A 12382-nucleotide genomic window follows, 5' to 3' on the forward strand; every position below is an offset into this window, starting at 1 on the left:
AGTGTTATCTGTTAATACTATCTTTATTCTTGCCAATTAGTTATCTCAGGTTGAACTACCGTAGTTAGGTCGTTAGTTTCAACACCACTTGGAATTGGCGTCGTTGTTTGACTTAATGTATTGGTAGTATCCAAAATTGAGTCGGCTTCTTCTAAAGTAAAGGCGACATTGTTCTCAATCCATTTCCGGCGGGGCTCCACCTTATCACCCATCAAGGTCGTTACGCGTTTTTCAGCTAACATGGTATCTTCTAGCTTAACCCGAATAAGTGTTCGCGTCTCGGGATTCATAGTCGTCTCCCACAGTTGGTCAGCATTCATTTCCCCTAACCCTTTAAATCGTTGAAGGGCATAACCACGGCCAAAGGTAGCTTCTTTTTGTGCTAATTGATCATTTGTCCAGGCATATTCAATCATTTGCTTTTTGCCGGCCCCTTTTTGTAATTTATAAAGTGGTGGTAAAGCAATATAGACTCGCCCGGCTTCAATCATAGGTCGCATATATTTATAAAAGAATGTTAATAATAAGGTTTGGATATGCGCCCCGTCATCATCGGCATCGGTCATAATTATAATTTTGTCGTAATTAGCATCCTCAAGCTTAAAATCCGCACCAACTGAAGCACCAATCGTATAAATCATTGTCGCAATTTCTTCGTTTTTTAAAATATCCGCTAATTTAGCTTTTTCCGTATTCAAAACTTTTCCCCGCAATGGCAGAATGGCTTGAAACTTACGATCACGCCCTTGTTTGGCTGAACCACCAGCGGAATCACCTTCGACAAGGAAAAGTTCATTTCGTTTGGCATTTTTGGACTGTGCCGGGGTCAATTTACCAGATAGCAAGCGTTCTTGTTTACCACGCTTCTTACCATTGCGACTCTCATCACGGGCTTTGCGGGCAGCCTCACGGGCTTCACGCGCTTTAATAGCTTTCCGGATTAATGTTTGCGCAAATTCGCCATTTTCCATTAAATAGAAACCTAATTGCTCATTAACAATGGTATCAACAATTGTCCGAGCTTCAGGCGTACCTAATTTATCTTTAGTTTGTCCTTCAAATTGTAATAATTCCTCAGGCACCCGTAAAGAAATGACTGTTGATAATCCTTCACGGACATCAGCACCTTCTAAGTTCTTATCTTTTTCTTTTAATAAACTAACTTTGCGGGCATACTCATTAAACGCCTTGGTCCAGGCTGATCTAAACCCAGCCTCATGGGTCCCCCCATCTGGTGTACGGACATTGTTAACAAATGATAATGTTGTTTCGGAATAACCATCATTATATTGTGCCGCAACTTCAACTTCCACGCCTTGGTTAAAACCATCAAAATACATAATATCACCAAGGGTTTCTTTATCTTCATTTAAATAAGCGACAAACTCTTTAATTCCGGCTTGATAAAAGAATTCTTCATGTCGCTCTTGACCAACACGCTCATCTGTTAAAGTAATTTTGATATCTTTTAATAAAAAGGCGGATTCACGCAACCGTTGCGCCAAAGTATTAAAACTATACACAGTGGTCGAAAAGATTTTCGGATCAGGTTTGAAGGTTACGGTGGTTCCAGAATGTTTTTTGGTCGCACCTAAACGTTCAAGTGTTCCGACGGGCTGGCCACCATTTTCAAAGATTTCTTGATACGCATAACCATCCCTAACAATTGTGACGGTTAAGCTCGCACTCAAGGCATTTACAACTGATGACCCAACACCATGTAAACCACCTGATGTTTTATAGCCACCTTGACCAAATTTTCCACCTGCATGTAGTACGGTTAAAATTACTTCTGGGGTTGGTTTACCAGAGGCATGCATCCCCACTGGCATTCCCCGCCCATGATCAACGACTGTAATCGCGTTATCTTGATGAATTACTACGGCAATTTCATCGCCATAACCAGCTAACGCTTCATCAACAGCATTATCAACAATTTCATATACCAAGTGATGTAATCCACGCCCATCGGTTGAACCGATATACATCCCTGGTCGTTTACGGACTGCTTCAAGTCCTTCAAGGACTGTAATGGAATCATCTGAGTATTCCGGTTTTTGCGCCATATTACTGATTCCTTCTTTCGTTTATTAAATTTTATTAATCGCATTTGTTAATGCTACAATTATATGCATAAGGATTGCATTATTAAGTTAATGGCAATTTAAAATTGCACCTCTTTTAGCTTACACGCTTTTAATCAGGTCGTAAAGTCTGTTAATATCATGTTTTAAGACCATGATAGCCCAAACTGTACACTTTAACTTAAAGATTATACTATAAGTTACTTAAATATGGACAACAAACTTAACTTTGCAATCAAAAATTAATTACTAACACCCTCCATAATACGATTTTGTACTAGAAAACCCCCTCGCTTGGTACTTACCAATGCAAGGGGGTTGTTAAAAGGTATTAGTTACAACACTATTTTGATAAAAACAGCTTAAGCAAACTCTAGATAATAATAGGCTGCTACTACCTTAATTGATTAGTGACGGTACAGTAACGTAGCTTAGTCTAGAAAATCTTTTAGTTGTTTTGAACGTGAAGGATGCCGTAACTTTCTAAGCGCCTTGGCTTCAATTTGCCGAATCCGCTCACGCGTTACCCCAAAGACTTTACCAACTTCTTCTAAAGTTCTCGTGCGTCCATCCTCCAAGCCAAACCGTAGGCGTAAAACATTTTCTTCTCGATCAGTTAAGGTATCTAGGACGTTTTCAAGCTGTTCTTTTAACATTTGATAAGCCGCTGAATCCGCAGGGGATGTTGCATCTTGATCTTCAATGAAATCACCCAGATGTGAATCATCTTCTTCACCAATTGGTGTTTCTAACGAAACTGGTTCTTGTGCAATCTTTAAAATCTCACGTACTTTTTCAGTTGGCATGTCCATTTCAGCCCCAATTTCTTCAGGGGTTGGTTCCCGGCCTAAGTCTTGTAGCAATTGGCGTTGAATTCTAATTAATTTATTAATTGTTTCCACCATGTGTACGGGAATCCGAATAGTTCTGGCTTGATCGGCAATGGCTCGCGTAATTGCTTGGCGAATCCACCACGTAGCATAAGTTGAAAATTTAAATCCTTTACGGTAATCAAATTTTTCAACTGCTTTCATCAAGCCCATGTTTCCTTCTTGAATTAAATCAAGAAACTGCATGCCACGGCCAACATAGCGTTTCGCAATAGAAACAACTAACCGTAAGTTTGCTTCAGCTAACTCTTGTTTAGCCTCTTCATCGCCTTCTTCAATTCGTAAAGCTAAAGCGACTTCTTGTTCACCAGTTAATAGTGAAACACGGCCAATTTCTTTCAAATACATGCGGACCGGATCATTAATTTTAACACCACTCGGTGCTGTATCAGCTGCAGCTAGTTCTTTTTTAGTAGGGGTATTTTTTTTAGCTGTCAACGCATGCTCGGATGGATTACCATTTTCATCAACGATTGAAATACCAGCATCTTCAACCCGTTCAATCAATTTATCAATTTGATCCGCATCCAAATTGTACTTTTGTGCAATGCGACTTTCTAATTCATCATAATTAATTTCTTTTTTTGCGCGATAATCTTTAATTAAACCATTAACGTCCTTTAAAAACGTTTTTTTATCAAACTCTTGTGCTTCAGCCATTTATAGTCTCCTTCTCTTCTACTGACGACTTGCTTGCTGCTCTCTTAGTAATGAAATATATTGGTTAGTCAGTTGTAACAACAATTCGTTATTACCTAACTGTTTAGCCTCGTTAATATCGGCAACTGTTGTAGCAATTTGAGTTGCCAAGGGTATTTCTTTAGTAATAATCTGAATTAATTCCGGCACAATTGATAATTGAGGGGCTGAAATTAACGGATCATTTTCTAGTTCACTCATTTTACTAATCAGATTAGGATCTTGAATAAAATCTAGAAATGCTCCTAAGTCAAAGGTTTGATACATTGTTTTATAACCTTGAGCCATTAAAAATAAGGTTTCATATTCAACTTGACTAAAGTGAAAATCATCAAGCGCTGTCACATTTTGCCACACTAAAGGATCATGAATCATCCATAACAGCAACGTACGTTGGGCCCGTTCAATGCGTGAATAACTTTTAAGGGGCGGCGCTTGGATTAATTGCTTATTTTTGGTTACTGACAAGGGGTTAGCATGTCCTCGCTGGTCATTTTGTGGTTCTTGTTCAAAATGGCTGAGCTGTTGCTCTAACGTAGTTGCTTTAATTGCAAATTCAGTTGCTAATTCATTGACTTGAATTTGCCGTTCTATTTGATTAGGGCTTTGGGCAATAACTTTTAAAATGGCTTCAATATACGCGAGTTTTTCCGCTTCATTAGCTAAATTATAATTATTACGTAAATACTTACGCATGAAAGTTAATGGTGTTTCAAGCGAATGCTGCAAAGCATTTTGTAAAGCAGTTGCTCCATATTTTTTCAAGTATTCATCAGGATCTAATTTTTCAGCTAACCGCACAACCTTAATCGCGAGCTTATTACTATGTGCCTGTACTAATTTAATGGCACGAGCTGTTGCTTTTTGGCCAGCTTCATCATCATCATAGGCAATAATTAGTGTTTCTGCAAAGCGCGTTAAAATGCCAACTTGTTCTGGTGTTAACGATGTTCCCATGGAAGCAACACCATTAGGAAGACCAGTAGTATATGCTGCTAAAACATCCATATAACCTTCAAATAAAAAAACCGTTTTGCTTTTACGAATCATTTGCTTGGCTAAGTCCAGATTAAAGAGTTCTCGACTTTTTTTGAAAATCGCACTTTCCGGTGAATTAATATACTTTGGGCTATCATCATTAGCCATCCGCCGGCCAGAGAAAGCAACTACTTGACCTGCCATATTACGAATGGGAAATAATACTCGATTGGTAAAGCGATCATGTAATTGCCCTTCATCATCCTCAATAAACAAAGCACTATCGCGTAGTACAGTATATTCAATCCCTTTTTCTTGAAAATACGGTAATAATAATTCATTTGTGGGTGCATAACCTAAGTTAAAAGTATCAATTAAATCGCGACCAAGCCCACGTCCCGTTAAATAATTCAAAGCGGCATCCCCGGCTTGCGTATTAACTAACATATGGTGGTATAACTTAGCTGCTTGCTGATATAAATCATAAATGGCGGCTTCTTTCCCCTTAGGTTTAGGAGCTTGCTCATTTTTTAAATATTGCTCATCAATCGGAATATTTTGTTGCTCGGCGATTTTTATGACGGCTTCGGGAAAACTGATATTTAAGATGTCAATTAGAAATTGAAAAACATTCCCTCCACGCCCACACGAGAAACAATGAAAAATCTGTTTTTCTTCATTAACCGAAAATGAGGCTGTCCGTTCTTCATGCCAAGGACATTTACCAAAATAATTCCGCCCTTGTTTATGCAATTGCACATATTCACTCACGATGTCCGTAATATTGACACTATTGCGGACATCGCTGATAACCTCATCAGGAATGCGTTTGGCCACAAAACTCACCAACTTTCTCATAAGCCTAGAAAAGTCGCACTCAAATTGAGCGCGACTATAACGATTGATTTTTAATACAATTCTATGATATATAATTATTTATGTTTTGTCAACCCCTTGACAGAATTAATAAAGTAGATTATTTATACATTTTGCATAATACATTTAATTTTCTAAAAAATATTATGTAAACTAAACGAAGGGTATTGCACAACTCTCAGTTAAAAAATTAATAACATTAGGCATAAATATCTTAACATTACTTCTTCATTTAACATAAAAAAAGAAATCAAGGGCACACAACCCTCAACTTCTTTCTTGTATACTTATGTTTTTACCCTAAAAGTGATATTTAGTGACTACGGCTAACCACCCATGAAACAACAACAACTAAAATAACTGCTCCAATAATTGATGGTATTAAAGCCATTCCTGCAAGATGTGGGCCCCAACTACCTAAAAGGGCTTCCCCAAGCCAAGAACCAACTAAACCAGCCACAATATTACTAATCCAGCCCATTGCGGCCCCTTTACTTGTAATCGCGCCGGCAATCGCTCCAATAATAGCACCTACAATTAATGACCATATTAATCCCATGATATATTCCCCCTTAAGATTTATATTAGATAAAGCCTATATATAAGCTTTATATCATAATACCACATTAATATAAGAATTACCGTGATTAAGCTCATGTTTTTTAACGTATTAGCTAAAAAATTATGGTAACGTTGCCATAATGGCACGAATTAAGCGCAAAAGACGTTTAATTATCTTGTAGATGCCGTCTTTTAGCAATTAGTGTTTGACTAGCTTGTTGCCATGAGTCCATTTGATCAATAAACGATTTAGCTTTCAATTGGATACCGACAGCATTCGTATAACGTTCATCAATAAACCGTTGTAGTTCATCTTTAGTACCTTGTTTCATCGTGATGGAATTTATACGGGTTAAATCTAAGGTCTGAAAGTGTTGTAAGTAATAAACAGCTCGGGGGCTTAAGTGCAACCGGTGTTCATCTAAAGCCCAATGATTTTGGCAAAGCATCCCATTATGGCGTGGCGAGAAATCCATTGTTATTTGCGTTTGTTGACAGCTAACACACGCACTTAAGCTAGGCTTGACCCCAAACGGTTCTAACATTTGAATGGCAATAATCTGTGCAATTACTTGCGGATCAATACCCGCATTGAGTTTACCTAAGACTACTTTTAGCTGGTTATACCATTTTGGAATACTAATACGATCTTCATACGCTGCATCTAGCAGACTCATAATGTAAGTTGTATACGCATTGAGCTTAATATCTGCCAAAAGTTGCGGATAATTAGTCACATTGCGCGCAGTATTAATAAACGATAAACCCGTTAAGTTTAGTTTACCCTCATAAGTTGCCGTGGTAAAAGGTAATAAGGCACTCGCTAGTGGGAAATTAGTTTGCCGCGCCCGTTTTAAAAAAAACATTCGTTTACCGGCATGTTCTGTTAAAACTTTGACTAATAAATCTTGTTCACGGTAATTCTGCCGATACATAATAATGCCATTAAAATGTTGGTCTTGTACCATCAAAAAATCCTTTCCTCACAACTTAATCAATTGGCTGAATGGTCATTAAAGGTTGATCATATTCCACAATTTCTTCATTTTTAACTAAGATACTTGTTACAGTACCGGTTACCGTACTTGGAATTTCAGTCATCATTTTCATTGCCTCAATAATGGCAAGTGGCTCACCAACTGCCACATGATCACCAACTTGCTTGTAAACAGGTTGATCATCTCCTGGTTGTAAATAAACTGTTCCTACGAGTGGTGATTTAATTGTTAGTTGTGAATTGTTTTTATTATCTGTCATTGCCGCAGCCACTGGTATTAACGGACTCGCCTCATCAGAGGAAGTTGTTGTTACACTGGGTGTGTGACTATGTCTATTGATTTGTTTACTGAAATAAATTTTTTCCGTGCCATCTGATAAATCTAACTCTTGTAAGGAACTTGCGTCAAATTGCGTTAATAAATTTTGAATGTCTTTTAAGTTCATCATGTTCTCCTGAATTATTAAGTTAACTTAAAAAGTTAAAATATTGCCTAATAAATCACCAACTTCATGATCAGCTAGCGAAATAAATTGTAATTGTAAGCGTGCTTGATTGGTATTAACTAAGGCAACCTCACAAAAAAGATCTGTTAATTGTTCCATCTTCGTATCTGGCCACGCCACTGATGCTAACGTTACCCCAGCTTCAAGCTTAGTTGCATTATAAATACCAAAAAATTCAACAGGCATAATTGGTAATTGCTCCAATCCCACACCAATGTGTAATAACCATTGGCCTCCGTCAGCTGTTTCAATGTGGAGATTGTGATCATTGATTTGGGTATAGTAGCCGTCAAATGGCGCTTGTAGTTCTGTTCCTGTGGCAAAAACAACTAACCCATCCCCTAAGACGCCGCTGTTAAACAAATCTACTTGTGAATTAGCCAATGATTCAATTTTACCCGTTATTGGCATTGATAAAGATAATTGCATGGTATTCCCCCATTAAATATATTAAGTATATTATACCGACTATTACTCATTTCCAAAATAGTGAGTTTGAAATTGAACTAGTTCAGCATTGGCAATGACATCCGCTAACTCTTTAGTAACTGCTTTAGTGATTATGTGATTAGCAACTGAATCACTTAAATATTGATATTCTAATTAAAAACCTTGCACATATGCTTCATTTAAAGTATCACTATTAATCATATTTTGCTGATTAGTTTGTAATTGAACTAATTTATGCCAACGAGTTAGATAAGAAACTTTAAGGGCATTTACTTCTGCTAAATTATTTTCAGTGGTCTGACTAGCTAGATAGTTTTCAGTGGTCGTTTTAATTATTACTTGCATAGTTTTTAAACCTTGAGTTTGGGAAATGTGTTTTAGCTCATTTCGCTTATGCTTGAAAATATGCCAATGTTGTAATTGCCGCTTAATCCGCCACCAAGTATGGCTTTAATCATGCCGAATTGTACGATTAACTAGGGGCTCAATATTAGCTGGTAAGCGACCATCATCAAGGGCTTGTTCTAACGCATGCAGATTCGCATTATTAATGCCTTGTAATAAACTTTTAATGACCTTACGATTGCCGGCAATAATAAGCTTAGCATAATAACCATTGCTGCAATAAATAAAATCTCGATACGATATGGGAGCGGCTGCTTATTTATGGTTAATGGTAGTGAAAAGGCCATTGTAAGTGTGATTGTCCCATGAAATCCGCCCAAAGCAAATATCAATGAATCGAGGCGATGTTTAGCACGAGGCCAGTGTTGATCGGCTAAATTAAAGCGAACAAAAAAGTACCGTAGCGCAAACATAAACATAATAGTATAAATTAAAACGGTATTTTTGGTACCAACCGACCAAGCAAGTCAGCATCCAATGCACCGACCATAATTAAAATAACAACAAAAAAACTAGACATTCATTTCTCTCCCTTGCTTAAGCTTCTTATATTATAACAAGTAATATCATTGTATTTGATATTTAATCTCCCTGCAAAACATGCGTGCTAAAAGCTTGACAACCCTTAAAACTGTGAACCAATAATAAAAAGGACTGAATTTATAAAAACTCGGCCCTTGTTATTATATTGCATATTCATACTTATTACTTTGATACTTATTTTAGTACTAAGCGTTTAATAAGTTAATTTTCATTATTTTTGAATATCTTCTTCGTAATCGCCATTTGGACAAACCACTTGTTTACCACCTTTAACCTTCTTTTCAACTAAGAAATGTTGATCATGTGGGCAGTTACGGGTTAGTGGCTTATCCCATGAGGTAAATTCACATTCAGGATACCGCGAACAACCATAAAATACGCGATTCCGGCGTGACTTACGTTCAACTACTTGACCAAGACCACAAATTGGGCACACCATTCCAATCTCTTTAATTACCGCCTTGGTATTGCGACAATCAGGGAAGCGTGAGCAAGCAAAAAACTTACCATACTTACCTAATTTAACGACCATCGGCGCCCCACAAACTTCACAATCAAAGCCGGCAAGTTCATCTTTTACAATAATTTTTTCTAAGTTTTCTTCAGCTACTTTAACTTCTTTTTCAAAAGGACCAAAGAAATCTTCAATAACTTTTACCCATTCTTCTTTACCTAATTCAACATTATCAAGTTTATTTTCAACATTGGCGGTAAACTTGATATCAATAATATCGGGGAAAAATTCACGAATCACCTCTTCAACAATCATCCCCAATTCCGTTGGTTCAAAGCGCCGGGCTTCTAATTTAACGTAGTTACGCCGTTGAATCGTATCTAGCGTTGGAGCATAAGTTGATGGTCGGCCAACACCGTTTTCTTCTAATGCTTTAATTAAAGCAGCTTCTGAATAACGGGCTGGTGGCTGCGTAAAATGTTGGGCCGGATCTAGCTTAACTAAATTAACATGGTCGCCAAGCACTAAATCAGGTAAGACATTGTCCTTTTCTTTAGCAGCTGGGTAGGCTTTGGTAAACCCTGCAAACTTTGTTTTTGCACCATTAGCCTTAAAACTTACCCCGTTTTGTTCAATTGTCACCGTCATTGTATCCAAGACTTCAGCTGTCATTTGGCTCGCAACAAAACGTGACCAAATTAAGGAATATAATTTAAACTGATCGTTGGTTAACTTGTCTTTAATTGACGTTGGTGTTCTAAAAACAGAAGATGGGCGAATCGCTTCGTGAGCATCTTGCGCGCCCTCTTGCATTTTGGTTGTTCGAGGTTTACTAGCCGCAAAATCAGCACCAAATTCAGTATGAATATATTGAGCCGCATCCGCTTTGGCACCCGCAGAAATTCGGGTCGAATCAGTCCGCATATACGTAATGAGACCAACCGTGCCTTCCTTACCACCAAGATTAATACCTTCATACAATTGTTGGGCCGCCATCATTGTTTTACGTGTGCGGAAATTAAGTTGGGTATTGGCAGTTTGTTGCATTGTTGATGTGGTAAATGGTGGTTGTGGTTGGCGTTTCCGTTCTTTTTTAACAACATTGGTAATCGTGAAGTCAGCTGTTTGATCAAGTTTAGCCAAAATTGCTTGCACCGCAGCATTATTGGTTAATTTTTCCTTTTTATTAGCAAGACCATAAAATGTCGCTTTAAACTTGTTGCGTTGTTTTTTAAATTCAGCATCAACAGTCCAATACTCTTCAGGTATAAATGCTTTAATCTCTTGCTCACGTTTGATAATTAAGTCAAGTGCAATTGACTGAACACGACCTGCAGATAAACCCTTCTTTACTTTTTTCCAAAGAACTGGTGAAATTGAATACCCGACTAACCGATCTAAAACACGGCGTGCTTGTTGGGCATCAACTAATTTCATATCAATTGAACGTGGATTTTTAAATGCATCTTTAACTGCATCTTTGGTTATTTCATTGAAAACAACCCGATTAGTATCAGTTGGATCCAAACCTAGTAAGTAGCTTAAATGCCATGCAATTGCTTCTCCCTCACGGTCCGGATCACTTGCAAGAAAAACTTTTTTCGCGGCTTTTGCTTCTTTCCGGAGGCCTTTAATCACATCACCTTTTCCGCGAATTGAAATATATTTGGGTTCAAAGTGATTTTCAATATCAATACCCATTTGCGATTTTGGCAAATCACGGACATGTCCTAGTGAGGCCACTACTTTGTAGGTACTCCCTAGATATTTTTCGATTGTTTTGGCTTTAGATGGTGATTCGACAATCACCAAATTTTTTTTGCGTTTTGTAGTTTTCTTTACAGTAGTCGCCATAAATGCTCCTAATTGTTTTTTTTCTTCTTATTTAAATATTAGTACCGTTCTTTTATCGGTCAATTAGGACAATACCACAAATTAAATAAGCATGTCAAAAGCTAATCTTAAATTTAAGGTAAATATTTAAAATTAGTTAACGCCGCCGCAATAATATTATTAGCCCCTATAACACATTCAGCTCCTTCATTTAAAAGCGCATTACTACCTTTAAAGTGCTCATTTAACGCTGGACCAGGAATTGCTAATACATTACGATTGGCATGTAAGGCCATATTAGCGGTGATTAAACTACCTGATTTTTGCCGTGCTTCAACAACGACCGTTGCTTGACAAAGGCCGGCAATAATACGATTACGAGCTGGAAAATGGTGTTTTCGTGGTGGTGTATCAAGTGGATACTCTGAAAGGACTAAACCATATGCTTTAACTTGGGCCTGCAAACTCGCAAGTTGTTGCGGATATACCTGATTAAGCCCTGTGCCAATGCACCCAATTGCGACGCCACCATGCTGGATAGTCAATTGGTGGGCCCACCCATCAATCCCTTGGGCTAACCCACTAACAACGCCAATTCCCTTAGCAATTATTTCGGGTAGTAACTGATCTAAAACATGATAGCTATGTTTGTCAGGCAAACGAGACCCGACTAAGGCAATTTTTGGTAGTTTTAATGCCCGTAAATCACCCTGATAAAATAAAATTAATGGTGGTAACGCTATTTCTTTTAATAATAACGGATACGCTAAATCACAAATTGCTAAAAAAGGCCCTTGTTTGTGGGCTTGCTGATAGTGATGCTCTGACAAGTATGCATGCCCAATTAATGTCTGAAGACTAGTTGGCAACGTTAGAATTTCAAATAAAACATGCGTTGTTAACGGTAGTGTTGCTTGGGGATGCTTTTGGAGCCATTGCCATACGTGCTGTTGCCGCTTTAAACCAATATGGGGGACTAATGTTAATAGTAATAAATAATCTCTTAATTTCATAAACACCTCGTATTAAAATACATAATTAATCTTTATATAAAATACGGAGTGGTCAAACTTAAAACCCCACAGAATTAAAAGAGATTCACCGTG

10 protein-coding genes are annotated in these 12382 nt (G+C 37.7%); all 10 read right to left on the reverse strand.

Going from position 1 to position 12382, the window contains the following annotated elements; genetic code table 11:
* Positions 1-23 precede the first annotated feature (23 nt).
* Positions 24-2066: a DNA topoisomerase IV subunit B gene (parE, locus tag JOC59_RS02680; RefSeq protein ID WP_205143257.1), complete on the reverse strand. Its 2043-nt coding sequence runs from the start codon at positions 2064-2066 to the stop codon at positions 24-26.
* Positions 2067-2515: 449 nt separating this feature from the next.
* Positions 2516-3634, reverse strand: a complete 1119-nt coding sequence (gene rpoD, locus JOC59_RS02685; protein ID WP_205143258.1) for an RNA polymerase sigma factor RpoD — start codon at positions 3632-3634, stop codon at positions 2516-2518.
* A gap of 18 nt (positions 3635-3652) precedes the next feature.
* Positions 3653-5497, reverse strand: coding sequence for a DNA primase (dnaG, locus tag JOC59_RS02690; protein WP_205143259.1), 1845 nt, complete (start codon positions 5495-5497; stop codon positions 3653-3655).
* A 343-nt stretch (positions 5498-5840) separates the two neighbouring features.
* On the reverse strand, positions 5841-6086 hold the full coding sequence (locus JOC59_RS02695; protein ID WP_205143260.1) for a GlsB/YeaQ/YmgE family stress response membrane protein: 246 nt from the start codon (positions 6084-6086) through the stop codon (positions 5841-5843).
* A gap of 169 nt (positions 6087-6255) precedes the next feature.
* Entirely contained in the window at positions 6256-7056 is an 801-nt protein-coding gene (gene recO / locus JOC59_RS02700) for a DNA repair protein RecO (protein ID WP_205143311.1), read from the reverse strand.
* Between the two features lie 22 nt (positions 7057-7078).
* A complete protein-coding gene (locus JOC59_RS02705) occupies positions 7079-7531 on the reverse strand; it encodes an acetyl-CoA carboxylase biotin carboxyl carrier protein (RefSeq protein ID WP_205143261.1) in 453 nt (150 codons plus the stop codon).
* Between the two features lie 27 nt (positions 7532-7558).
* Positions 7559-8020 carry a PTS glucose transporter subunit IIA gene (locus JOC59_RS02710; RefSeq protein WP_205143262.1) on the reverse strand — a complete coding sequence of 154 codons (462 nt, stop codon included), beginning with the start codon at positions 8018-8020 and terminating at the stop codon, positions 7559-7561.
* A gap of 174 nt (positions 8021-8194) precedes the next feature.
* The gene (locus JOC59_RS02715) at positions 8195-8386 is read right to left on the reverse strand and encodes a hypothetical protein (protein ID WP_205143263.1); all 192 of its coding nucleotides are present in this window, start codon (positions 8384-8386) and stop codon (positions 8195-8197) included.
* An 814-nt stretch (positions 8387-9200) separates the two neighbouring features.
* Positions 9201-11297: a type I DNA topoisomerase gene (gene topA / locus JOC59_RS02720; RefSeq protein WP_205143264.1), complete on the reverse strand. Its 2097-nt coding sequence runs from the start codon at positions 11295-11297 to the stop codon at positions 9201-9203.
* Between the two features lie 113 nt (positions 11298-11410).
* Positions 11411-12289 carry a DNA-processing protein DprA gene (gene dprA, locus JOC59_RS02725; protein WP_205143265.1) on the reverse strand — a complete coding sequence of 293 codons (879 nt, stop codon included), beginning with the start codon at positions 12287-12289 and terminating at the stop codon, positions 11411-11413.
* Positions 12290-12382: the final 93 nt, after the last annotated feature.

It is taken from the genome of Periweissella beninensis (genome assembly GCF_016908275.1).
Lineage (GTDB): Bacteria > Bacillota > Bacilli > Lactobacillales > Lactobacillaceae > Periweissella > Periweissella beninensis.

Bases quoted from the DNA above. Each gene is read 5' to 3' on its own strand.
- JOC59_RS02695 (WP_205143260.1), bottom strand. From the start codon at position 6,086: ATGGGATTAATATGGTCATTAATTGTAGGTGCTATTATTGGAGCGATT.
- topA (WP_205143264.1), bottom strand. From the start codon at position 11,297: ATGGCGACTACTGTAAAGAAAACTACAAAACGCAAAAAAAATTTGGTG.
- JOC59_RS02710 (WP_205143262.1), bottom strand. From the start codon at position 8,020: ATGCAATTATCTTTATCAATGCCAATAACGGGTAAAATTGAATCATTG.
- parE (WP_205143257.1), bottom strand. From the start codon at position 2,066: ATGGCGCAAAAACCGGAATACTCAGATGATTCCATTACAGTCCTTGAA.
- recO (WP_205143311.1), bottom strand. From the start codon at position 7,056: ATGGTACAAGACCAACATTTTAATGGCATTATTATGTATCGGCAGAAT.
- dprA (WP_205143265.1), bottom strand. From the start codon at position 12,289: ATGAAATTAAGAGATTATTTATTACTATTAACATTAGTCCCCCATATT.
- rpoD (WP_205143258.1), bottom strand. From the start codon at position 3,634: ATGGCTGAAGCACAAGAGTTTGATAAAAAAACGTTTTTAAAGGACGTT.
- JOC59_RS02705 (WP_205143261.1), bottom strand. From the start codon at position 7,531: ATGAACTTAAAAGACATTCAAAATTTATTAACGCAATTTGACGCAAGT.
- JOC59_RS02715 (WP_205143263.1), bottom strand. From the start codon at position 8,386: ATGCAAGTAATAATTAAAACGACCACTGAAAACTATCTAGCTAGTCAG.